This window comes from Pseudomonas vranovensis DSM 16006, assembly GCF_000425805.1.
In the GTDB taxonomy this organism is placed as follows: domain Bacteria; phylum Pseudomonadota; class Gammaproteobacteria; order Pseudomonadales; family Pseudomonadaceae; genus Aquipseudomonas; species Aquipseudomonas vranovensis.
Genome location: NZ_AUED01000017.1, coordinates 118,655 through 142,218, shown reverse-complemented (window position 1 = coordinate 142,218; position 23,564 = coordinate 118,655). Strand labels below are relative to the sequence as shown.

Genomic DNA, 23,564 nt, shown 5'->3' with positions numbered 1-23,564 from the left:
ACAGCATCGCGGGGCAACGTCTCGACTTGCCCCGCGATCATTTCATCAAGCCTGCTCGCACATCCCCTTCAACGCCTGTACCCATTGCGGGTGATCATTCAGGCACGGCACAAGCACCAACTCCTCCCCGCCCGCCTCGATAAACTGCTCGCGACCGCGATCGCCAATCTCCTCCAGCGTCTCGATACAGTCGGCGACAAAGGCCGGGCACATCACCAGGAGCTTCTTCACACCCGCCTTGCCCAGTTCGTCCAGGCGGGTCTCTGTGTAGGGTTCGATCCACTTGGCCCGCCCCAGGCGCGACTGGAACGACACCGACCACTTGCCATCCGGGATCCCCATCTGCCGGGCGAATGCCTGGGCAGTACGGATGCACTGGCCGCGATAGCACACCGCGAGCATCTCAGGCGAGGAATCGCGACAGCAGTCCGGGTCCTGGAAGCGGTGGCTGCCGGTAGGGTCGAGTTTCTTCAGGTGCCGCTCGGGCAGGCCGTGGAAGCTCAGCAGCAGATGGTCGTAGTCCTGCTCAAGGTAAGGTTTGGCACTGGCCACCAACGCATCGATGTACGCCGGGCGGTCGTAGAACGGCTGCAGCACACGCATTTGCAGCGGCAGTTTCTGTTCTGCGATCACCTGGCGCGCCTGCTCGACCACCGTGGTCACGGTGCTGTCGGCAAATTGTGGATAGAGCGGTGCCAGGGTGACCTGCTTCACGCCCTGTGCAGCCAGGCGCGCCAGGACGGTCGGCAACGAAGGCTCGCCGTAACGCATGGCCATTTCCACCGGGCCATGGTTCCACTGCTCGCGCATGGCCTCCTGCAGGCGACGGGTCAGTACCACCAACGGTGAACCTTCATCCCACCAGATCGAGGCATAGGCATGGGCCGATTGCTCAGGGCGCTTGATCAGGATCAGCGACACCAGCAGGCGCCGCACGGGCCACGGCAGGTCGATGACGTAGGGATCCATCAGGAACTGATTGAGGTAGCGGCGCACATCGGCCACCGAGGTGGAGGCCGGCGAACCCAGGTTGACCAGCAGCAGAGCGTGATCCGTCATGCAACGTCCTATTTCAGAGGCGACTGGACAACTCATCCAGGGCCGATTGCAAATCATTGAAGCGGAAGGTGAAGCCGGCTGCGAGCAAACGCACCGGTCGCGCCCGCTGTCCGCCCAGCAGCAGGGTCGACAACTCACCCAACCCGGCCTTGAGCACCAGCGCCGGCAGCGGCAGGATTGCCGGCCGATGCAGTGTTCGCCCCAAACGCTTGGCGAACTCACGGTTGCGCACCGGCTCCGGGGCGCACGCATTATAAGGACCGCTGGCGTCCTTTTGCTGCAAGAGAAAATCAATCAGGGCGATCTGGTCGTGTATATGGACCCACGGCATCCATTGGCGACCATCCCCGATCGGCCCGCCCAGCCCCAGTTTGAACGGTGTGCGCAGGCGCGACAAAAAGCCGCCTTCGCTCGACAGCACCAGCCCGGTGCGCACCAGCACCACACGTATGCCCAGGGCCTGGGCGCGTTGCGCGGTTTCTTCCCAGGCAATGCACAGCTGGCTGGCGAAATCTTCCTTGACCGGCTGCGAGGCCTCGGTCAGCTCACGTTCGCCAGCGTCGCCGTACCAGCCCACCGCAGAGCCCGATATCAGCACCTCGGGGCGCTGCTGTCGCTGCGCAAGCCAGGCCAGCAACTGTTCGGTGAGGGTGATCCGACTTCCCCACAATAGCCCCCGCCGCCGTGCCGTCCAGGGCCGGTCGGCAATGGGCGCACCAGCCAGATTGATCACCGCATCCAGCGATTCATCCTCGCCCAATTCATCCAGTCGGGCGATGCCGCGCACACCGGTACCGCACAATCTGCCCACCTGTTCGGGGCGTCGACTCCACACCGTCAGCTGATGCCCTTGGGCCAACCAGTGCTGACAAAGCTGTTGGCCTATCAACCCCGTACCGCCGGTCAGCAATATATGCATGGCTGTGTCCTCACTTGGCGCGCCAGTGGTCTATTTTTAAGAACAAGGCACTTTTTTGACCGATCGCTCTCGGATAAACATAGGACAACCTGTCGCAACGAGCGGAACCACCTCGCGCAGGGTTCTTGAGCGGTACAGGTTTGTCCGGCAGCGTAGTCCAACCATCAGGTTCGAGAGGCCATTATGAGTGTACCTATTGCCATTATCGGTGCCGGTATCGCCGGACTGTCAGCGGCCCAGGCTCTTCAAAAAGCAGGACAGACCGTCCACTTGTTCGACAAGGGGCACGGCAGTGGTGGTCGCATGGCCAGCAAGCGCAGCGATGCCGGTGCCCTTGACCTGGGCGCCCAGTACTTCACAGCTCGCGATCGACGCTTCGTCGACCAGGTCCAGCAATGGGTTGCCGCTGGCTGGGTGGCAGAGTGGAAGCCCCAGCTCTACAACTACCACAATGGCGTGCTGAGCCCCTCACCGGACGAACAGACCCGCTGGGTCGGCGTACCCCGCATGAGCGCCATTACCCGCGGCTTGCTCAAGGACCTGACCGTCAACTTTACCTGCCGTATCGCCGAAGTGTTCCGCGGCAAGCACTACTGGCACCTGCAAGACACCGAAGGCTGCAGCCACGGCCCGTTCAGCCGGGTGATCGTTGCGGTCCCCGCTCCCCAGGCCACCCAACTGCTGGCGGCCACGCCCAAGCTCGCCGCCACTGCAGCCGGCGTGCAGATGGACCCGACCTGGGCCATTGCCATGGGCTTCGATACCCCGCTCGATACACCAATGCAGGGTTGCTTCGTGCAGGACAGCTCCCTTGACTGGCTGGCCTGCAACCGCAGCAAGCCCGGGCGTGACACCCACATGGACACCTGGGTCCTGCACGCCACCTCCAGCTGGAGCAAGCAGCACATCGACCTGAGCAAGGAGGATGTAATCGAACAACTCTGGGGGGATTTCGCCGAATTGGTCGGCTGCGTTGTGCCGGCCCCCAGCTTTTCCCTCGCCCATCGCTGGTTGTACGCCCGCCCGGCCGGCAACCATGAGTGGGGCGCCCTGGCCGATGCCGACCTGGGCCTGTATGCCTGCGGCGACTGGTGCTTGTCTGGCCGTGTGGAAGGCGCCTGGCTCAGTGGCCAGGAAGCGGCACGACGGCTACTCGAACACATGGAATGACCTCTTCACGGGGCTGCCACCTGCGCTGCCCCGCTGCCTTGCGGCCACCCTGCACGAAAGCCGTGCACGCCAATTGACTTGCACACGTCTGCCTCTATGATGGGGTTATTTGTACAAATAATAAAATTTGTACAATTTCTCAGGACGTAGCCATGAAGGCGCCACCGTTTGCCAGCAAACCCAGAATCGCAGTCAGCGCCTGCCTGGCAGGCACTTCAGTGCGCTATAACGGTGGACACAAAGCCTCTCGCCTGTGCAATGAAACACTGGCCGAACATTTTGAACTTGTACAAGTCTGCCCTGAAGTCGCCATTGGCCTGGGTGTACCCCGCGAGTCCATTCGTCTGGTCGGCGACCCGCATGACCCGCACGCTGTCACTCGTCGTGATCCCACCCTGGACCTGTCCGGCCCGCTGAAGGCTTACGGCGAACAGATGGCCGACGAACTGGATGACATCTGCGGCTATATCTTCATGCACAAGTCGCCTTCCTGTGGTCTTCAGCGGGTCAAGGTGTACCAGGCCAACGGATACCCGGCACACGAAGGGGCACGCGGCCTGTACGCGGCTGCCTTTTGTGCACGGCGCCCCGATCTGCCGGTGGAGGAAGACGGCCGCTTGTGCGACCCGGTACTGCGCGAAAACTTCATCACCCGCGTCTACGCCTATGACGACTGGCAGCGGTTGCGGGCCGAGGGCCTGAGTCGCGGCGTGCTGATCGCTTTCCATGCTCGCTACAAATACCAACTGATGGCCAACCACCCACAGCAATACAAGGTGTTGGGCAAACTGCTGGGTAGCATGACTCGCGACGACGACCCCGAGGTACTCGGCCCCCGCTACTTCAGCCAACTGATGCAGGCATTGAGCCGCTGCGCCAGCCGCGGCAACCACAGCAATGTGCTGCAGCACCTGAGTGGCTACCTGCGCAATGCACTCAGCCAGGATGATCGGCAGGAAATACGCCAACTGATCAACCAGTACCACGCCGGCATCATCCCCCTGGTGGTGCCTCTGACCCTGCTCAAACACCATTTGCGCAGCCACCCCGATCCCTATGTGCTGCAGCAGGTCTACCTGCAACCGCACCCCCAGGACCTGAGCTTGCACAACGGCATCTGATGCCCCGCGACAAAGGCAGTTGACCAAGGACCACCATGCAATTGATCTGGTTGCGCAGCGACCTGCGCGTACATGACAACACCGCCCTCGCCCGCGCCTGCGCGCATGGCCCGACACTGGCCATCTGGCTGTACAGCCCGCAACAATGGCACGCCCATGATGATGCGCCCTGCAAGGTAGACTTCTGGCTACGCAATGTGCACGAAGTGAGCGAGCGGCTGGCTGAACTGAATATTCCCTTGCTGATCCGCAAGGCCGATCACTGGGCGCAGGCGCCGGCGGTGCTGCTGCAGGTATGTCGCGAGCACGGGGTACAGGCACTGCACCTGAACGAAGAGTATGGCGTCAACGAAACTCGCCGAGACCAGGCTGTCGGCCAAGTACTTGCGCAGGCCGGCATTGCGCTGCATCGGTACCTGGACCAGTTGCTGTTCAAGCCTGGCAGCATCCTGACCCGCAATGGCGGTTACTTCCAGGTGTTCAGCCAGTTTCGCAAAGTCTGCCTGGAGCGCCTGCACCTGGGCCTGCCCGCGCTGCAGAGAACCATAGAGCGCCAGGCCCTGGGGACCGTTGCCAGTGATCCGGTCCCCGAGGCCGTTGCAGGCTTTCCCTCGCCCCCCGACAGCCTTCGTGACCTCTGGCCTGCTGGCGAACCAGAAGCCCATCGGCGCCTGCAACGATTCGTCGAGGACGCTGTCGACGACTATCAGGTCCAGCGAGACATTCCTGCCGTTGCCGGTACCAGTCAACTGTCAGCCTACCTCGCAGCCGGGGTGATCTCACCCAGGCAGTGCCTGCACCAGGCACTGGCGCACAATCAGGGCGAGATCGACAGTGGCAACCGCGGGGTGCAAACCTGGCTCAACGAGTTGCTGTGGCGCGAGTTCTACAAGCACATATTGGTCGGCTACCCCAGAGTGTCCCGCCACCGTGCCTTCCGCCAGGACACCGAAGCCCTGCCGTGGCGCCATGCCCCTGAAGAATTGAAGGCTTGGCAAGAAGGCCGTACCGGCATCCCGATCATCGATGCGGCCATGCGCCAGTTGTTGGCGACCGGCTGGATGCATAACCGCCTGCGCATGATCGTGGCGATGTTCCTGACCAAGAACCTGTTGATCGACTGGCGTGAAGGCGAGCGGTTTTTCATGCGTCACCTGATCGACGGTGATCTCGCGGCCAACAACGGCGGCTGGCAGTGGAGCGCATCGACGGGCACCGATGCTGCGCCTTACTTTCGTATCTTCAACCCGATCAATCAGTCCAGGCGCTTTGACAGCCGGGGGAGTTTTATCAAACAGTGGCTGCCTGAACTGGCCAATGCCGACGAGAAATACGTGCATAACCCGCTACCGGATGGCGGGCTGTTTACGAGCAACGACTACCCGCCACCTATCGTGGATCTGGGCAGCAGTCGTCAACGTGCATTGGAGGCGTTCAAGAGCCTCGCCGCACGCCAGCACCCAGGCTTCGAACCTTGAACACGCCTGGCCCTGCGATCAACGCAGGGCCAGCGCGGGACTACAGCGGCATACGGTAGTGCAGGGCGTAGCTTTCCACGCCATCGTTAGGCGTTTTTATCCCGGCATTGGAATAGTGGATGGCACGCACGCCGACTTCCTGTCCGCCGGTAAAGCGCAGGCCAAAACCGATACGGTCTTCAAACTGGAACGAGGTGCCCAGTTCGTTGTTTTCAATCTCGGTACTGGAGAACGCCGCTACGCCAACACCTACCTCGACGTAAGGTTTGACCGACTCACCGGCGAACTCGTAAACAAACACCGGCGAGAAGGAAAGACTGTGGTTACTTGCCGTCTTATCACCATCCCAATAGGTGTAGGCGCCATCCCAGTAACCAGTAAGCCGACCTACGCTAGTTTGCCACCAACTGGCATCCCAGTTCGATTCCAGACCCAGGCGGTAGGTCATGGTCGACTCGCCGGTTTGCCCAACTGCAAACGAGATATCAGCTGCTTGCGTGGTTAACGATTGCCCCAGGGTAACGGCTGCAACAGCAGCCAAACAAAGCAGTTTCTTCATGAGAAACGTCCTTTTCCTAATGCTGTAGTTGGTTCTTTTGTCTCGCTGGACAAATTTTTAGAAATCGTCGGCGTTGCGTTAGTTCAGCCAATGTTCAGTGCTTTTCACACTTTTTTTACATTGTGAAGCTTCGCACACTGTCAGATTTATTCCACAACATTGGAAGGATCTTTCGCAAATGTTCTGGACTCGCGCTGGTCCAGAACTGCGCGTCACGGGCGGGCCCTGTCGACAACAAGTGACGCTCACCGAGCAGGCGTTGCAATTGGCGGGCAACCGCGGCGCCGGTGTCGATAATGGCGGTGGAAGCCGGCACCATTTGCGCCAGCAATGGCTTGAGGAAGGGGTAATGGGTGCAGCCCAGAATCAGGGTGTCGCAACCGGCATCGAGCAAGGGACGCAGGTAGCCCTGTAGCAGATTACGCAGTGCGGGGCTGTTCAGGTCACCCGCCTCGATGCATTCGACCAGGCCCGGGCAAGGCTGAGTGACAACCCGCACATCGCTGGCGAAGCGGTCGAGCAAGGCGGCGAACTTGGCGCTCTGCAGGGTGCCAGTCGTAGCCAGCACACCGACCACGCCACTGCGGGTTGCTGCCGCAGCGGGCTTGACCGCAGGCTCCATACCCACCAGCGGCCAGTGCGGGTACTGCTCGCGCAGATCGGCCACGGCTGCCACGGTGGCAGTGTTGCAGGCCAGCACCATGGCCTTGGCGCCCCGTTCGCGAAAGAACTCGGCCACCAGGCGGCAGCGCTCGCGAATGAACTCAGGGGATTTTTCGCCGTAGGGAATATGCCCACAGTCGGCCACATAAAGCAGCGATTCGTTGGGCAGCAGACGCTGGATTTCTGCCAGCACCGACAGGCCACCCACGCCCGAGTCAAAGACGCCGACGGGCGCCGAGGCCTGATCAGCCATGGTCCGCGCCACAGACGCTGCAGCCGGGGTCGCGCTTGACCCGCAATTCCCGGAAGCGGCTGCCCAAGGCATCGATCAGCAACAGGCGCCCTACCAACGGCTCGCCGAATCCGGCCAGCAGCTTGAGCGCTTCCAATGCCTGCAGGCTGCCCACCAGGCCAACCAATGGACCGATCACCCCGGCTTCGCTACAGGTCAGCTCGGCCTCGCTGCCATGTCCATAAAGGCAGTGGTAGCAAGGGCTTTCGGGGCGGCGTGGGTCGAACACCGACAGCTGCCCTTCCAGGCGGATTGCCGCACCACTGACCAAGGGTGTGCCCTGGGCCACGCAGGCAGCATTGACCGCCTCGCGGGTGGAGAAGTTATCGGAACAATCCAGCACCAGGTCCACTGCCTGGACCGCAGCGGCCAGGGAGTCTTCATCCAGGGCACTGCGGTGAGCAACCAGACGAATCTCGGGGTTGATCGCCTGCAAGCGGGCCAACGCCGAATCGACCTTGCTCAGGCCAACCGAGGCGGAGTCGTGCAGCACCTGACGTTGCAGGTTGGTTACATCAACCGTGTCGAAATCGGCCAGGTGCAGCTCTCCGACACCGGCAGCTGCCAGGTACAAGGCCACCGGCGAGCCCAGGCCGCCGAGCCCGACAATCAGCGCGCGGCTGTTCTTCAGGCGCAACTGGCCGTCGATATCGACCTGAGCCAGGAGGATCTGCCGGCTATAGCGCAATAGTTCCTGATCACTTAGCACGACAGTCGCCCCAGGCTGATACGTTCATTGCCGCCCAGGTCGATGCGGCTTTCGATCTGTTCAAAATCGTGGCGCGCCAGCAGTTCACGTACCGCTGCGCCCTGATCGTAACCATGTTCGAGCAACAACCAGCCGCCAGGCTGCAGGTGCGCCGGGGCCTGGCTGATGATCGTGCGCAGGTCGTCCAGGCCATCGACACCGGCCACCAGGGCACTGCTCGGCTCGAAACGCACATCGCCAGCAACCAGGTGCGGGTCTTCGCTGGCAATGTAGGGCGGGTTGCTGATGATCAGCTCATAGCGCTCGCCTTGCAGGGCATCGAACCAGTGGCTGCTGCGCACCTGGACATTGTTCAGTTGCAAGCGCTGGCGATTGCGCTCGGCCAGGGCCACGGCCTCAAGCACGCGGTCCACGGCCGTGACCTGCCACTGGGGCCGCTCGCTGGCCAGGGCCAGGGCGATGGCACCAGTGCCCGTGCCCAGGTCCAGCACCCGCACAGGCGTGGGCGGCAGCAATTCAAGGGCAGTCTCGACCAGCAACTCGGTGTCCGGACGTGGGATCAGGGTATGCGGCGCCACTTCAAGGTCCAGGTTCCAGAACCCTTGCTGGCCCAGAATGTAGGCCACCGGCTCGCCGCTGCGGCGGCGCTGCAGGTACTGGGCGAACGTCAGCGCCGCTTCGCTGCTGACAATCCGCTCGGGCCAGGTATGCAGGTAGCTTCGCGACTTGCCGATGGCCGCGGCCAACAGCAGTTCCACATCCAGACGCGCCGTTGGCGAATCCGGCAGCTCCGCAGCGCGAAGCAGGCTGGCGATAATCGTCATTTACTCACCCAGTGCAGCCAGTTGGTCAGCCTGATACTCGGCCAGAAGCGGTTCGATCACCGCGTCCACCCCACCGGCCAACACTTCATCCAGCGAATACAGGGTCAGGTTGATACGGTGATCCGTCACCCGGCCCTGTGGATAGTTGTAGGTACGAATTCGTTCGGAGCGGTCGCCCGAGCCCACCAGCAGCTTGCGCTCGCTGGCGATGGCATTCTGTGCCGCGCTGGTCTGCATGTCGTTGAGCTTGGCCGACAGCCAGGACATCGCCCGAGCGCGGTTCTTGTGCTGGGAACGCTCTTCCTGGCACTCGACGACGATACCGGTCGGCAAGTGGGTGATGCGGATCGCCGAGTCGGTCTTGTTGACGTGCTGGCCACCCGCGCCCGAGGCACGGTAAGTGTCCACGCGCAAGTCGGCCGGGTTGATCTCGATCGCCACTTGCTCATCCGGCTCGGGCAGCACCGCCACGGTGCAGGCCGAGGTGTGGATACGGCCCTGGGATTCTGTTTCCGGCACTCGCTGCACGCGGTGGGCGCCAGACTCGAACTTCAGCTTGCCGTAGACGCTGTCACCCTCGACCCGGGCAATGATCTCCTTGTAACCGCCATGCTCGCCTTCATTCTCCGAGAGAATCTCCAGGCGCCAGCCACGGCGCTCGGCGTAGCGCGAATACATGCGGAACAGGTCGCCGGAGAAGATCGCCGCTTCGTCACCGCCGGTACCGGCGCGGATTTCCAGGAATACGTTGCGCCCGTCGTTAGGGTCCTTGGGCAGCAGCATGCGCTGCAGTTGGCCTTCCAGCGCGGCCAATTGCTCCTTGGCCTCGCGCACTTCCTCGACGGCCATTTCGCGAAGATCGGGATCGCTGTCCTTGAGCAACGCCTGGGCGCCGGCCAGATCATCCTGGACCTTGCGCCACTGGGCATAGGTCGCCGCAACCGGCTCGACCTCGGCATACTCACGCGAATAGGCGCGAAAACGCGTCTGATCGGAGATGACTTCGGCATCGCCCAGCAGGGCGGTCAATTCCTCGAAACGGTCCTGGAGGGTATCCAGCTTATTGAGCAGCGACGCTTTCATTGCGGGGTTTTATCCGTCGAACCCTCATTGAGGGCAAAGAGTTCCTGAGCCATGGCCAACGCATCGAGGCGGCCTTCGGCAGAGAGCTTTTTCAGTTGCACACTGGGCGCATGCAGCAATTTGTTGGTCAGCCCGCGCGCCAGCTGCACCAGCACCTCATCGGCGCTGGCACCGTTGGCCAGCAAGCGCTGGGCCTTTTGCAGTTCTTCGTCGCGCAGGCGTTCGCTCTGCTGACGATACGCCTTGAGCACGTCCACCGCAGCCAGCTCGCGCAGGCGCACCATGAAATCCTCGGCGCCGACGGTCACCAGCTCTTCGGCGGCCTGGGCTGCACCCTGCCGGCTCTTGAGGTTCTCGGCGACCACATCGTGCAGGTCATCGACCGTGTAGAGGTAGACGTCGTCGAGCTCGCCGACCTCGGGCTCGATGTCGCGCGGCACGGCGATATCGACCATGAAGATCGGTTTGTGCCGACGTTGCTTCAAGGCACTTTCCACCGCGCCCTTGCCCAGGATTGGCAGTTGGCTGGCGGTGGAACTGATCACAATGTCGCTGTTGACCAGCTCCTGGGGAATATCGGCCAGCAGCACCGCATGGGCACCGAACTGCTCAGCCAGGGTACTGGCCCGCTCCAGGGTCCGGTTGGCTACCACAATCCGTCGCACCCCCTGCTCGTGCAGGTGGCGGGCGACCAGGGTGATGGTTTCACCCGCGCCGATCAAAAGTGCCTGGCTGCGCCCCAGGTCGCTGAAGATCTGCTTGGCCAGGCTGACAGCGGCAAAGGCCACCGACACCGGGTTTTCGCCGATGGCGGTATCGGTGCGCACCTGCTTGGCAGCGCTGAAGGTGGCCTGGAACAAGCGACCGAGCAGCGGACCGATGGTCCCGGCCTCGCGGGCAACCGCATAGGCCGACTTCATCTGCCCAAGGATCTGCGGCTCGCCAAGCACCAGCGAGTCAAGCCCGGAAGCCACGCGCATCATATGCCGCACGGCGTCATGATCTTCGTGGATATAAGCGCTCGCGCGCAATTCATCGAGACTCAGCTGATGATATTCGGCCAGCCAGCGCAGAACGCTTTCTGCGCCCAGGTGGTCCTGCTCTATATAGAGCTCACTGCGGTTACAGGTCGAAAGGATCGCAGCCTCGCGGCTGGCGGTCAGTCGGCAGAGCTGCTGCAAGGCGTCCACCAGCTGCTCAGGGGTAAACGCCACGCGCTCGCGTACGTCTACCGAGGCAGTCTTATGGTTGATACCGAGGGCAAGAAAGGCCATGCAAGGTCGCTGATTATGACGAGAAGCCGATAATTGTCCTACTTCGCAGGTTTCAGAACAACCACCGCTCGCTATTGTCTCTATAGACTACCCCTACCGAGACCTTCGCTTATGGGTTTGCCCCGGCGCTTGTGTCATGATGATCCGACCGCTGGTAAGCCGCCCAAATCCTCATTATGAATAGATCCTACGCGTTGCTCCTTGCCTTGGCCCTGCTCCAGGGCTGTCAGACCCTGGACTCCACCGATGCCCAGGCGCCTGCCCTCGATGCCGTGCAACAGCAGCCAGACAAACCCGTGGTCTATGGATCGTTCAGCCAGGACACCGTCTACAACCTGCTGGCCGCAGAGCTGGCCGGCCAGCGCAACCGTTTCGACATCGCCCTCGACAACTACGTCAGCGAAGCCATCAAGACCCAGGACGCCGGGATTTCCGAGCGGGCCTATCGCATCGCCGAATACCTGGGCGCCGACCAGCCCGCCCTGGACACCGCCCTGATCTGGGCCAAGAACGCCCCCGACAGCCTCGATGCCCAACGCGCCGCCGCCATCCAGCTGGCTCGCAGTGGCCGCTATGACGACTCGATGGTCTACATGGAGAAGGTGCTGCAAGGCCAGGGCGACACGCATTTCGATTTTCTTGCCCTGTCGGCCGCTGAAACCGACCAGGACACCCGCGACGGCCTACAGAACAGCTTTGACCGCCTGCTGAAAAAATACCCGGACAACGGCCAACTGGTATTCGGCAAGGCCCTGCTGCTTCAGCAGGACGGCAACGCCGAAGCCGCCCTGAACCTGCTTGAAGAGCACCCGGCCGACGATGGTGAAATTGCCCCGGTGCTGTTGCGCGCCCGCCTGCTGCAAAGCGTGGGTCGCGGCGAAGAGGCCCTGCCGCTGCTGCAAAAAACCATCCGCCAATACCCGGACGACAAGCGCCTGCGCCTGACCTACGCGCGCACACTGGTCGAACAGGATCGCCTGGACGACGCCAAGGTCGAGTTCTCGAGCCTGGTCCAGCAATACCCGGACGACGATGAGCTGCGCTATTCCCTGGCACTCATTTGCCTGGAAACCAAGAACTGGGACGAAGCCGCCGGCTACCTGCAAGAGTTGATCGAGCGCGACAGCCATGTGGATGCCGCGCACCTGAACCTGGGCCGCATTCATGAAGAGCGCAACCAGCTCGAAGAAGCCCTGAACGAGTACGGCCTGGTAGGCCCGGGCAATGACTACCTGCCGGCGCAGTTGCGCCAGGCCGACATACTCGTGGCCAACGGCCGCAGTGCCGAAGCCTCGCGTCGCCTGGCCATGGCCCGCGATGTCCAGCCCGACTATGCCATCCAGCTGTACCTGATCGAAGCCGAGGCCCTGGGCAACAACGACAAGGATGCCCAGGCCCTGGGCGTGCTCGAAACAGCGCTCAAGCAGTATCCGGACGACAACAACCTGCTCTATACCCGCGCCATGCTGGCCGAAAAGCGCAATGACCTGGGCCAGATGGAAAAGGACTTGCGCAGCATCATCGCCCGCGAGCCGGAGAACGCCATGGCCCTCAATGCCCTGGGCTACACCCTGGCCGATCGCACCACACGCTATGCCGAAGCCAAGGCCCTGATCGAGAAAGCCCACCAGATCACCCCGGACGACCCCGCCGTGCTCGACAGCCTCGGCTGGGTCAACTACCGGATGGGCAACCTCGACGAAGCCGAGCGCCTGCTGCGCCAGGCGCTCGAGCGCTTTCCCGACCACGAAGTCGCCGCGCACCTGGGTGAAGTACTGTGGGCCAACGGCAAGCGCCGCGAGGCCCGACAAACCTGGGCCAAGGCCTTCGAGACCCAACCCGACAGCCCCATCCTGCGCAAGACTGTTCTGCGCCTGACCGGATCCGAGACTCTTTAAGCCTATGTTTTTGCGCCACTGCATCACCTTCAGCCTGATCGCCCTGCTTGCCGGTTGCGCCGGCTTCGGCTCCCGCGAGGCCCTCCAGGGCCAAGGCAGCCCGCAACTGTGGCGTGAACACAAACAGCAACTCAGCACCCTGGACGGCTGGCAGATCAACGGCAAGGTCGGTATTCGCGCACCCAAAGACTCCGGCAGCGGCACCCTGTTCTGGCTGCAGCGCCAGGACTACTACGACATTCGCCTGTCGGGCCCGCTGGGTCGTGGTGCAGCCCGACTGACCGGTCGCCCCGGTGGCGTGGTGCTGGAAGTGGCCAACCAGGGCCGCTACGAAGCCAAGAACCCCGAGGCCCTGCTGGCAGAACAACTCGGCTGGGAACTGCCGGTTTCGCACCTGGTCTGGTGGGTGCGCGGCTTGCCTGCCCCCGACAGCAAGAGCCAGCTGACCCTTGGCAGCGACAGCCGCCTGGCCAGCCTCAAGCAGGATGGTTGGGACGTGCAGTACTTGAGCTACACCGAACAGAACGGCTACTGGTTGCCCGAGCGCTTCAAGCTGCACGGCCAGAATATTGATGTGACGGTAGTGGTCAAGGACTGGCAGCCACGCCAGCTGGGGCACTGACATGACCCGGTTGACCCTGCCAGCGCCCGCCAAGCTCAACCTGATGCTGCACATTCTCGGCCGTCGCCCCGACGGCTATCACGAGTTGCAGACGCTGTTCCAGTTCCTCGACTATGCCGACGAACTCGAATTCGCCGTACGCGATGATGGCCAGATCCACCTGCACAGCGACCTCCAGGAGGTCCCCCACGACAGCAACCTGATCGTCAAGGCCGCGCGCAAATTGCAGCAACTCACCGGCTGCACGCTGGGCGCCGACATCTGGCTGAAAAAAATCCTGCCCATGGGCGGCGGCATCGGCGGCGGCAGCTCGGATGCCGCTACTACCCTGCTGGGCTTGAACCATCTGTGGAAGCTGGACTGCGGTGAAGATCAACTCGCTGAACTGGGCCTGAGCCTGGGCGCCGACGTACCGGTTTTCGTGCGTGGCCACGCAGCATTTGCCGAGGGCGTGGGCGAGAAGCTGACCCCGGTCGACCCCGAAGAGCCTTGGTACCTGGTGCTCGTTCCACAAGTATTTGTTAGTACAGCAGAAATTTTTTCACACCCGCAGTTGACACGTGATTCTTTGCCCCTTAAGATGCGCCCCGTTCCCAAGGGAAACAGTCGTAATGACTGTCAAGCGGTAGTTGAGCAGAGTTACCCAGAAGTACGTAACTCACTGAATTTGCTAAGCAAATTCACTGAAGCAAGACTCACCGGAACTGGAAGTTGTGTGTTTGGGGCCTTCCCAAGCAAAGCTGAAGCTGATAAAGTTTTGGCCCTTCTTGCAGATACCCAAACAGGATTTGTAGCCAAAGGCAGCAACATCTCAATGTTGCACCGAACGTTGCAAAGTCTGCACTAGGAATCGAGTACAAGGTACTCGCAGCAACAGATACAGGGGCGTCGCCAAGCGGTAAGGCAGCAGGTTTTGATCCTGCCATGCGTTGGTTCGAATCCAGCCGCCCCTGCCATTTTCCTTATACTCATCCAGGTATACCCTCAGCCTTCAGGTACTGCGCGTGTCCAAGATGATGGTCTTTACGGGGAACGCCAACCCCGATCTGGCTCGGCGTGTCGTACGTCAGCTGCATATCCCACTGGGTGATGTTTCTGTCGGTAAATTCTCCGACGGCGAAATCAGCACTGAGATTAATGAAAATGTCCGCGGTAAAGACGTTTTCATCATTCAGCCGACTTGCGCGCCAACCAACGATAATCTGATGGAACTGGTAGTGATGGCCGATGCCTTCCGCCGCTCCTCAGCGTCCCGAATCACTGCCGTGATTCCTTACTTCGGATATGCCCGCCAGGATCGCCGTCCGCGTTCGGCGCGTGTAGCTATCAGCGCCAAAGTCGTCGCTGACATGCTCACCGTCGTTGGTATCGACCGTGTTCTCACCGTCGACCTGCACGCTGACCAGATCCAGGGTTTCTTCGATATTCCGGTAGATAACATCTACGGCTCCCCCGTTCTGGTGGATGACATCGAAGACCAGCGTTTCGAGAACCTCATGATCGTGTCCCCGGACATTGGCGGCGTCGTGCGTGCACGTGCTGTTGCCAAGTCGCTGGGTGTCGATCTGGGTATCATCGACAAACGCCGTGAAAAGGCCAATCACTCCGAAGTGATGCATATCATCGGCGACGTCGAAGGACGTACCTGTATTCTCGTCGACGACATGGTCGATACCGCCGGCACCCTGTGCCACGCGGCCAAAGCCCTGAAAGAACACGGCGCTGCCAAGGTTTACGCCTACTGCACGCACCCTGTCCTGTCGGGTCGGGCGATCGAGAATATCGAGAACTCCGTGCTGGACGAACTGGTGGTTACCAATACCATCCCGCTGTCCGCTGCTGCACAAGCCTGTGCGCGTATCCGCCAACTGGATATCGCACCGGTGGTCGCTGAAGCGGTTCGCCGCATCAGCAACGAAGAATCGATCAGCGCGATGTTCCGCTGAGGGCCCTGCCCTCGCGAACATCACGTTGACGTAAAGCGCCCCGCCCCAACACTTGTTGTTGGGGCGGGGCTTTTTTGCCCATCCCGCTTTGGCGCTGGTCGCAAACGCCACTCGGGAATGGCTATTTTGGAGATACAAAATGACTGATTTCACTCTGAACGCTCAAGCGCGTACTGACCTGGGGAAAGGTGCGAGCCGCCGCCTGCGTCACTCCGCCAACACTCCTGCTGTTGTTTACGGTGGTGGCAAAGCCGCTGAATCCGTAACCATCCTGGCCAAGGAAATCACCAAGCTGTTCGACAACGAAGCTGCCTTCAGCCACGTTATCGAACTGAACGTCGACGGCACCAAGCAGAACGTTATCGTCAAGGCTCTGCAACGTCACCCGTCCAAGCAGTTCATCATGCACGCTGACTTCGTCCGCGTTGTAGCTGGCCAGAAACTGACCGCTGTTGTTCCTGTGCACTTCATCAACGAAGAAGCACCGGTCAAGAAAGGCGGCGAAATCTCCCACGTAGTGGCCGAGATCGAAGTTTCCTGCGAAGCCAAAGACCTGCCTGAGTTCATTGAAGTTGACCTGGCCAAGGCTGAAGTCGGCACCATCATCCACCTGTCGGACCTCAAAGCGCCTAAAGGCGTAGAGTTCGTAGCTCTGGCCCACGGTGATGACAAAGCTGTTGCCAACGTTCACGCTCCGCGTGTTGCGCCTGAAGCTGCAGAAGGCGCTGCTGAGTAATCCACTCGGCACGCCGGCGTTGATCGGGTTACAGTGCCCCGCACTGTAGCCCCCAACTCCAAGGAAGAGCCCCTGACGTGACCGCCATCCAACTGATCGTCGGCCTGGGAAACCCCGGCCCCGAATACGAACAGACCCGGCATAACGCAGGGGCTCTTTTCGTAGAACGCATTGCCAGCGCCCAGCGTGTCAACCTGACTGCTGATCGCAAGTATTTCGGCCTGACGGCTAAATTCAGCCATCAGGGCAACGACGTCCGTCTGTTGATCCCCACCACCTACATGAATCGCAGCGGCCAGGCCGTTGCTGCACTGGCGAATTTTTTCCGCATCCCGCCAGATGCCATCCTGGTGGCCCACGACGAACTCGACCTGCCCCCAGGCGTCGCCAAGCTCAAAAAGGGCGGCGGCCATGGTGGGCACAACGGCTTGCGCGACATCATTGCGCAACTCGGCAACAACAACGACTTTCACCGTCTGCGGCTTGGCATCGGCCACCCGGGTGACAGCAGCAGGGTCTCCGGCTTTGTCCTGGGCAAGGCGCCACGCGCCGAACAGGAAAAACTGGATGCCAGTATCGATTTTGCCCTCGGCGTGCTGCCGGACATCCTCGCCGGCGACTGGACGCGTGCGATGAGAGAGCTGCACAGCCAGAAGGCCTGACTCCACGAAGAGGGATTCACCATGGGTTTCAATTGCGGCATCGTCGGTTTGCCCAACGTCGGCAAGTCCACCCTGTTCAACGCCTTGACCAAATCCGGCATCGCGGCAGAGAACTTCCCCTTCTGCACCATCGAGCCGAACAGCGGCATCGTGCCAATGCCTGATGCACGCCTGGATGCCCTGGCCGCCATCGTCAAGCCAAACCGCGTGCTGCCGACCACCATGGAATTCGTCGACATCGCAGGCCTGGTCGCCGGCGCCTCCAAAGGTGAAGGCCTGGGCAACAAGTTCCTTGCCAACATCCGCGAGACCGACGCCATCGCCCACGTGGTGCGCTGCTTCGAAGACGAGAACGTGATTCACGTCTCCAACAGCGTCGACCCCAAGCGTGACATCGAGATCATCGACCTGGAACTGATCTTCGCCGACCTCGACAGCTGCGAGAAGCAACTGCAAAAGGTTGCGCGCAACGCCAAGGGCGGTGACAAAGACGCCCTGGCGCAGAAAGCCATCCTCGAGAAACTGATCCCGCACTTCACCGAAGGCAAGCCTGCGCGCAGCCTGATGAAGGACATGGCAGACGACGAGAAGGCACTGATCCGCGGCTTCCACCTGCTGACCAGCAAGCCGGTGATGTACATCGCCAACGTTGCTGAAGACGGCTTCGACAACAACCCGCACCTGGACGTCGTGCGTGCCATTGCCGAAGAAGAAGGCGCAGTGGTCGTGCCGGTGTGCAACAAGATCGAAGCGGAAATCGCCGAGCTCGACGAAGGCGAAGAAAAGGACATGTTCCTAGAGGCCCTGGGCCTGGAAGAACCAGGCCTGAACCGCGTGATCCGCGCCGGTTACGGCCTGCTCAACCTGCAGACCTACTTCACCGCCGGCGTTCAGGAAGTACGCGCCTGGACCGTACGCGTCGGCGCTACCGCGCCACAGGCGGCCGGTGTGATCCACACCGACTTCGAGAAAGGCTTTATCCGTGCCGAAGTGGTCGCCTATGACGACTTCATCCAGTACAAGGGTGAAGGCGGCGCGAAAGAAGCCGGCAAATGGCGCCTGGAAGGCAAGGACTACATCGTCAAGGACGGTGACGTGATGCACTTCCGCTTCAACGTCTAAGCCGCTTCCGCTGCACAGAAAACCCCTTGAGGATTTAGGCCTCAAGGGGTTTTTCTTTTCCATCAGGATTCAAGAGAACACATAGGAGATGGAAGCCCGTGCTTTTTATTTACCCGTGACTTTTATCGAGATCCCTCAAGATTCCGGCTTTGCAAAACTACCAGTTGTTTACGCAATTGCTCCAAGTGTGCTTTCTCCGCCCGCAACGCCGAGCGCAACTCCCGATTCTCCATTTCCCAGATCCGCGCCCAACGCGCGTTCTTTTGGCAGCCGAGCGCCATTTTCCAGAGCTCACACAATCTAAGGTACTGCAGCAAAAGCGCTAGCAATATTGCCCCCATCATTACCATTGCCCCCACCGAAACCACTTCAGACATATCCATGCTCACTTCCTTTCGTGAATTCGATTCACCCCAAGACAGGAACACGATATGTAGTGTTTAGCGACAGATCTAGAATGTAGACTTATACAGGTAAAGTATTCGCACACATGGAGAGGTTATGAAGCGCAAGCAGTCCATCAAACAAGTTCGCTGGGACCTGGCACTTCGCTATCGCTTGATCGAGACCGTTGCCTGGTGGGAAGGCCGGCTGACCACGGGGCGCCTGATCCAGAGCTTCGGCATCAGCCGCCAGCAGGCGTCCAAAGACATCAACACCTACATCACTGAACATGCGCCTCGAAACTTGACATATGACAAACAGCTCAAGGGCTATGTACCGAGCAAATCCTTCAAGCCGCTGTTTATCGACGACAGTGCCAGCGCCTATCTACACCTGCTTTATCAAAACAACGAACGGGCTCCACACATCGAAGGCCTGGCACTGGCCTATGCCCACACCAAGGTTCTGGAGGTTCCGGACCGGCCCATTCGCCCCGAGGTCCTGCGTCCACTACTCAAGGCCTGCCGCGATGGCCTGCGCCTGGAAACCGAGTACGTGTCGCTCAACTCCCCGAATGTGGATGTACGTCTTATTGCCCCTCACACGCTGGTCTACACCGGCATGCGCTGGCATGTGCGAGCCTATTGTGAAAAGAACGGCCAGTACCGGGACTTTGTACTCAGCCGCCTGCGGGGCCAGCCAGAACTGCTTGATGTATCGCAGAACACCCGTTCACTGGATGAGGACTGGAACACTGAAGTACCAGTCATCATCGCGCCCGATGGACGATTGAACGATGCGCAAAAAGCGATCATCGAGACCGACTTCGGCATGACGGATGGACATTTGCTGGTACCCAGCCGCAAGGCACTGGTGAAATATGTTTTGCAGCGTTACCAGATCGATCACAGAAACCTGGACCCTAATCCTGAAGCACAGCAAATCGTGGTTTCCAACCTTAAGGAATTGAGACCGTGGCTGTACGATTGACCACGGAGTGATAGCATAATGCCTTGAATGGATAATGGCACTTGGCTATATTCGCGCCATATCAAGGCGCATCGGTGACAAGAGCCATGCCTGCCTCATTCCTGCAAGGAGCACGCTCTATGACCAGCCTCGCCCTGGACCCTCTGTCGCAGGCCATCCGCCACGCTACGCCGGATGTCAGCTATAGCCTCCTGCAGCAGTATGAGCAGGTGGTGGTCAAAAGCCTCCTGACCTCGTTTGGGCTGGACTTTCTCCTGGCCAACGACCGACGAGGTGGACATGTTGACACCTTGCACACTGTCCGGGCCGATTCGGTCGGCTACGCTGATGTGCGCAATGAGGCACGCTTCAACGCGCGTGGCGAGTATGACAGCGCAGCCTACCACTCCACCGACACCTACATTCAGGTGGGGCGAGAGTACAAAGCAGGTAAACAGGCCGGTACTCTGAACGACGCCTATACCGGCCAGGCCTTTGCCGCCAACGCCGATGTACACCGCGACCACACCATCTCGGCCAAGGCAATACACGATGATCCGGCGCGAGTCCTGGCGGGCCGAGACGGTGTCGAGCTGGCCAACCAGCGCAGCAACCTCAATGCCACCGACGGGTCGGTAAATACCTCGAAGAAGGACAAGAGCGCCGAGCAGTTCATCAACTACCTCGACCAGAACGAAGCTGGTCGCAAGGCCGAGATCAGTTCACTGAAATCAAAGCAGCGCACCGTCGGGCTCGATGACAAGGAGCGCAAGACGCTGAATAAGCTTGAGAAACTCGACGCCGTCGACCCTGCCAAGCTGCGTGAAAAAGACAAGATTGCCCGCGAAGCTTACGAAAAAGACTTGGCCAGCAGCTACTACAACAGTAGCGAGTTCCTAGCTGCCAGTGCCAGCGCCAGCCTCAACCAGGGGCTGCGCATGGGCGCTCGCGAGACGCTCGGCATGATTATGCTCGAAGCCTGGAATGCGGTGCGCCAAGAACTGCCACACATTTTGGAGAGTTTGAAAGGCAACTTTGATCTCGGTCTGTTCCTGCAGCATCTGGGCAACACTTGCAGAGGTGCTTTCGAGCGCGTTCAGGCCAAGCGTGGCGAATTGTTGACTCGCTTCAAGGACGGCATGCTGGCTGGTGCACTGTCGTCGGTGATGACCACCTTGATCAACATTTTCTTCACCACTGCAAAGAATGTGGCCAAGATTCTCCGCGAGTCCTGGGCAACTATTGTCGAGGCGGTAAAGACGCTGGTCTTCAATCCGCAGCACCTTCCCTTCGGCGAGCTGCTGCGTGCGGTTTCCAAGATCGTCGCCACCGGTGTCTCGGTCTGTACTGGCGCTCTGGTCCAGGAGGCCATCTCCAAGGTGCCAGGTCTTCAGGTACCAATTCTGGGCGAAATCCTGTCGACATTCGTAGGCGCATTGGCAGGCGGCTTGTTGAACATTTCGCTGCTCTACTTCATTGACCATTCGCCACTGGTCAACCAAATTGTCACGTTCGCCAACGGCCTGAAGTCCAGCATCGACTACACACTGGACTATTACAAAGCGGTGAGCCAGCGGCTGGAAGCCTACACCGCACAACTGGCGGGCATCGACTTCCAGCAGTTGCAAGCGGACCTGGACAAGCTGCAACAGATCAATGCCAATCTGGCGCGGTCGCAAAACAATGCAGAGCTCAACGACGCACTGTTTGAAGCGATGAACACCTGCAAGATCGATATGCCCTATCAGGACCGCCAAGGCCTGGACGATTTCATGAACGACAAAGATGCCGTGCTGGTGTTCTGACCCAGCATGTCGCGCTTCAATTGCGATGCATGTGGACTGTGCTGCCAGAACTTGGGCGCCAATCCACTTTACAGCGACCTGGATGACGGAACGGGCGTCTGCCGCCATTACGACCGCGCCAATCGTCGTTGCGGCACCTATGCACAACGTCCCCTCAAGTGTCGGATCGACGAAAGCTACGAGCACTTCTACGCACATCACATGACGCGAGAGCAGTTTCATGCACTCAACCAGGCGGCGTGTGAAACCCTCAAGAGCAAAAGGACAGGATAGACATGCCATTACCGTTATTGTTGATCGGTGCAGCTGTAGTTGCAGGCGGGGCCGGGATTGCCGGCGGGGTCAAAGGTGCCAAGAAGATCTCTGAAGCCAAGGGTATCGTCAGCGATGCCGAGGGTCGATACAACCGCGCAAAAGACCAACTGGATAACGACCAGAAGCAGACCGAAATGTCTCTGCAGACGCTGGGCACCCTGAAGCTGGACGTCAGCCGCAGCTTTGGACGCTTTGCCGCAGCCTACGAGAAGATCAAGAACAAGCCGGAGTTCAAAGAGTTCCACGGCGAAGACATCCGCTTCTCCAAGCACCAACTGGACGAAATCAAGCAGATCTCCATTTCCGCTATCGACCTATTGGGCAGCTCCGCACTCACCGCAAGTGCTGGCGCGCTGGCCGGCTTCGCGGCCTATGGCGGAACCATGGCCCTGGGCGTGGCATCCACCGGTACAGCCATAAGTTCGCTTTCGGGTGTCGCCGCCTACAATGCGACCCTGGCCGCTCTGGGTGGCGGCGCTCTTTCCGCAGGAGGGGGTGGCATGGCCCTGGGCTCGATGGTTCTGTCGGGGGCGGTTGCCGGGCCCGTGCTTGCAGTTGGCGGCCTACTGCTCAATGCCAAGGGTAACTCCAGCCTGGAGAAAGCCGAAGAAATCCGCAAGGAAGTGGACAATGCTGTCCAGTTGATCAAAGAGTCGACGGTTTATCTCAAAAAGCTCAGGCTGATCAGCGACAAGATCATTGGTGAGCTGACCATCACATTCAACCTGTACGTCAAACATCTCACTCGCCTTGAACAGTTAATCCAGCGCCAAACCGACTACAACGCCTTCAGCCAAGACGAAAAAGACCTGCTATCCAACAACATCATGCTGGTCAAGTTGCTGACCGATCTGGTTCAGACGGTGTTGGTGAAAAAGAAAAACGGCAAAGACGTGGTACTGCAGGACAATATCCACAAAGAATTGGCGCACTCCCAGGATATCCGCGGCAAACTCGCGGCCTGAACGACAAGACTGCGGTAAAGACCATGAACAGAGCCCCGGCAACCCCGGAGTTCTGTTCATTTCCCTGCACTATCCCTCAGCGTCTCAAGTAATCCTCTTTCATTGCCTCGGGTCAGCGTTCTCCTTCAACAGCCCTGCCTATACTCAATTCCACTTTCACTGACCAGGCAACCTCCATGAGCAAGAAAAAAGACAAGGCCCGTGACGCAGAACGACTACCTCGCAAGGACTACGAAAAGGAACTCAAGAACCTGCACGTCGAGCTGGTCAAGCTCCAGCAGTGGGTCGTGGCCAAGGGCCTGAAGGTCTGCGTCATTTTTGAAGGCCGTGACGGCGCCGGCAAGGGCGGGACCATCAAGGCCATCACCGAACGGGTCAGCCCGCGGGTGTTCCGCGTTGTGGCGCTACCGGCGCCGACCGAGCGGGAAAAGAGCCAGATGTATTCCCAACGCTACCTTGAGCACATGCCTGCGGCAGGCGAGGTAGTGATCTTCGACCGCAGCTGGTACAACCGCGCCGGCGTCGAACGGGTCATGGGCTTCTGTACTGAAGACCAGGCGAAGAAATTCCTCGACGTCGTACCGCTGTTCGAACGGATGCTGGTGGAGTCCGGCATCATTGTCATCAAGTACTGGCTTGAGGTCAGCCCCGAAGAGCAACAGCGCCGGTTGGAAGAGCGCATCACCGATGGCCGCAAGATCTGGAAGCTCTCGCCCATGGATCTCAAGTCGTTCAATCGCTGGGACGACTACACCCGCGCCCGCGACGAGATGTTCGCCGCCTCCGACTCCTCCTGGGCCCCGTGGTACATGGCACCTTCCGAAGACAAACGGCGGGTGCGGCTGAACATCATCAGCCATCTGCTCAAGCAGATTCCCTACAAGGACATCACCCAGGACGAGAAGATCAAGCTGCCCAAGCGCGGCAAGATCGGCCAGTACAAGAGCATCGACTACCCGTTCCGGAAGATTCCCCAACGCTTCTGACCA

23 protein-coding genes and 1 tRNA gene are annotated in these 23,564 nt (G+C 60.2%); 15 read left to right on the top strand and 9 right to left on the bottom strand.

The window, feature by feature from the left end; all coding sequences use genetic code 11:
• Nucleotides 1-45 precede the first annotated feature (45 nt).
• Nucleotides 46-1,059 (bottom strand): ferrochelatase, encoded by a 1,014-nt coding sequence (gene hemH, locus H621_RS0114535; RefSeq protein WP_028944106.1) that lies wholly within the window; start codon nt 1,057-1,059, stop codon nt 46-48.
• Nucleotides 1,060-1,072: 13 nt separating this feature from the next.
• The gene (locus tag H621_RS0114530; protein ID WP_028944105.1) at nt 1,073-1,978 is read right to left on the bottom strand and encodes a TIGR01777 family oxidoreductase; all 906 of its coding nucleotides are present in this window, start codon (nt 1,976-1,978) and stop codon (nt 1,073-1,075) included.
• A 183-nt stretch (nt 1,979-2,161) separates the two neighbouring features.
• Between H621_RS0114530 and H621_RS0114525 the strand changes: the two genes are divergently transcribed.
• The 3 genes from H621_RS0114525 (at nt 2,162) to phrB (ending at nt 5,747) form a co-directional block, all read left to right on the top strand.
• Nucleotides 2,162-3,148: an NAD(P)/FAD-dependent oxidoreductase gene (locus H621_RS0114525; RefSeq protein WP_028944104.1), complete on the top strand. Its 987-nt coding sequence runs from the start codon at nt 2,162-2,164 to the stop codon at nt 3,146-3,148.
• Nucleotides 3,149-3,300: 152 nt separating this feature from the next.
• Nucleotides 3,301-4,269, top strand: a complete 969-nt coding sequence (locus H621_RS0114520; RefSeq protein ID WP_028944103.1) for a YbgA family protein — start codon at nt 3,301-3,303, stop codon at nt 4,267-4,269.
• A 35-nt stretch (nt 4,270-4,304) separates the two neighbouring features.
• The gene (gene phrB, locus H621_RS0114515; RefSeq protein ID WP_028944102.1) at nt 4,305-5,747 is read left to right on the top strand and encodes a deoxyribodipyrimidine photo-lyase; all 1,443 of its coding nucleotides are present in this window, start codon (nt 4,305-4,307) and stop codon (nt 5,745-5,747) included.
• 40 nt (nt 5,748-5,787) lie between these two features.
• Here the strand turns inward: phrB and H621_RS0114510 are convergent, their stop codons facing one another.
• From H621_RS0114510 to hemA, 6 genes are all read right to left on the bottom strand, one after another.
• Nucleotides 5,788-6,306: an acyloxyacyl hydrolase gene (locus H621_RS0114510; protein ID WP_028944101.1), complete on the bottom strand. Its 519-nt coding sequence runs from the start codon at nt 6,304-6,306 to the stop codon at nt 5,788-5,790.
• 115 nt (nt 6,307-6,421) lie between these two features.
• Nucleotides 6,422-7,222, bottom strand: coding sequence for a glutamate racemase (gene murI, locus H621_RS0114505; RefSeq protein ID WP_028944100.1), 801 nt, complete (start codon nt 7,220-7,222; stop codon nt 6,422-6,424).
• Nucleotides 7,215-7,970, bottom strand: a complete 756-nt coding sequence (locus tag H621_RS0114500; protein ID WP_028944099.1) for a molybdopterin-synthase adenylyltransferase MoeB — start codon at nt 7,968-7,970, stop codon at nt 7,215-7,217. The genes murI and H621_RS0114500 overlap by 8 nt, the downstream gene beginning before the upstream one ends.
• On the bottom strand, nt 7,964-8,794 hold the full coding sequence (gene prmC / locus H621_RS0114495) for a peptide chain release factor N(5)-glutamine methyltransferase (RefSeq protein WP_028944098.1): 831 nt from the start codon (nt 8,792-8,794) through the stop codon (nt 7,964-7,966). The genes H621_RS0114500 and prmC overlap by 7 nt, the downstream gene beginning before the upstream one ends.
• Nucleotides 8,795-9,877: a peptide chain release factor 1 gene (gene prfA / locus H621_RS0114490; RefSeq protein WP_028944097.1), complete on the bottom strand. Its 1,083-nt coding sequence runs from the start codon at nt 9,875-9,877 to the stop codon at nt 8,795-8,797. It abuts the gene before it with no gap.
• The gene (gene hemA / locus H621_RS0114485; RefSeq protein WP_028944096.1) at nt 9,874-11,151 is read right to left on the bottom strand and encodes a glutamyl-tRNA reductase; all 1,278 of its coding nucleotides are present in this window, start codon (nt 11,149-11,151) and stop codon (nt 9,874-9,876) included. Before hemA ends, prfA begins: the two co-directional genes overlap by 4 nt.
• Before the next feature lie 176 nt (nt 11,152-11,327).
• Here hemA and H621_RS0114480 point away from each other — a divergent pair, with 176 nt between their 5' ends.
• The 8 genes from H621_RS0114480 to ychF all read left to right on the top strand — a co-directional run bounded on the left by H621_RS0114480 (nt 11,328) and on the right by ychF (nt 18,137).
• Nucleotides 11,328-13,049 carry a tetratricopeptide repeat protein gene (locus tag H621_RS0114480; RefSeq protein WP_028944095.1) on the top strand — a complete coding sequence of 574 codons (1,722 nt, stop codon included), beginning with the start codon at nt 11,328-11,330 and terminating at the stop codon, nt 13,047-13,049.
• A 4-nt stretch (nt 13,050-13,053) separates the two neighbouring features.
• Nucleotides 13,054-13,671 (top strand): lipoprotein insertase outer membrane protein LolB, encoded by a 618-nt coding sequence (gene lolB, locus H621_RS0114475; protein WP_028944094.1) that lies wholly within the window; start codon nt 13,054-13,056, stop codon nt 13,669-13,671.
• Between the two features lies 1 nt (nt 13,672).
• On the top strand, nt 13,673-14,518 hold the full coding sequence (gene ispE / locus H621_RS0114470) for a 4-(cytidine 5'-diphospho)-2-C-methyl-D-erythritol kinase (RefSeq protein WP_028944093.1): 846 nt from the start codon (nt 13,673-13,675) through the stop codon (nt 14,516-14,518).
• A 34-nt stretch (nt 14,519-14,552) separates the two neighbouring features.
• Nucleotides 14,553-14,627, top strand: a tRNA-Gln gene (locus H621_RS0114465).
• A 48-nt stretch (nt 14,628-14,675) separates the two neighbouring features.
• Nucleotides 14,676-15,617, top strand: coding sequence for a ribose-phosphate pyrophosphokinase (locus H621_RS0114460; RefSeq protein ID WP_028944092.1), 942 nt, complete (start codon nt 14,676-14,678; stop codon nt 15,615-15,617).
• Between the two features lie 139 nt (nt 15,618-15,756).
• Nucleotides 15,757-16,353 carry a 50S ribosomal protein L25/general stress protein Ctc gene (locus tag H621_RS0114455; RefSeq protein ID WP_028944091.1) on the top strand — a complete coding sequence of 199 codons (597 nt, stop codon included), beginning with the start codon at nt 15,757-15,759 and terminating at the stop codon, nt 16,351-16,353.
• Nucleotides 16,354-16,430: 77 nt separating this feature from the next.
• Complete coding sequence (pth, locus tag H621_RS0114450) at nt 16,431-17,015, top strand: aminoacyl-tRNA hydrolase (protein ID WP_028944090.1); 585 nt, start codon at nt 16,431-16,433, stop codon at nt 17,013-17,015.
• 21 nt (nt 17,016-17,036) lie between these two features.
• On the top strand, nt 17,037-18,137 hold the full coding sequence (ychF, locus tag H621_RS0114445; RefSeq protein WP_028944089.1) for a redox-regulated ATPase YchF: 1,101 nt from the start codon (nt 17,037-17,039) through the stop codon (nt 18,135-18,137).
• Between the two features lie 122 nt (nt 18,138-18,259).
• On the opposite strand, the gene H621_RS0114440 is transcribed toward ychF, so the two are convergent.
• Nucleotides 18,260-18,520 carry a hypothetical protein gene (locus H621_RS0114440; protein ID WP_028944088.1) on the bottom strand — a complete coding sequence of 87 codons (261 nt, stop codon included), beginning with the start codon at nt 18,518-18,520 and terminating at the stop codon, nt 18,260-18,262.
• Between the two features lie 118 nt (nt 18,521-18,638).
• On the opposite strand from H621_RS0114440, the gene H621_RS0114435 reads away from it, so the two are divergent.
• From H621_RS0114435 to ppk2, 4 genes are all read left to right on the top strand, one after another.
• Entirely contained in the window at nt 18,639-19,511 is an 873-nt protein-coding gene (locus H621_RS0114435; protein ID WP_028944087.1) for a BrxR family helix-turn-helix transcriptional regulator, read from the top strand.
• 119 nt (nt 19,512-19,630) lie between these two features.
• Complete coding sequence (locus H621_RS27120) at nt 19,631-21,295, top strand: hypothetical protein (protein WP_051270541.1); 1,665 nt, start codon at nt 19,631-19,633, stop codon at nt 21,293-21,295.
• A gap of 275 nt (nt 21,296-21,570) precedes the next feature.
• On the top strand, nt 21,571-22,575 hold the full coding sequence (locus H621_RS27115) for a hypothetical protein (protein WP_156905614.1): 1,005 nt from the start codon (nt 21,571-21,573) through the stop codon (nt 22,573-22,575).
• A gap of 176 nt (nt 22,576-22,751) precedes the next feature.
• Nucleotides 22,752-23,561: a polyphosphate kinase 2 gene (ppk2, locus tag H621_RS0114420; protein ID WP_028944086.1), complete on the top strand. Its 810-nt coding sequence runs from the start codon at nt 22,752-22,754 to the stop codon at nt 23,559-23,561.
• Nucleotides 23,562-23,564: the final 3 nt, after the last annotated feature.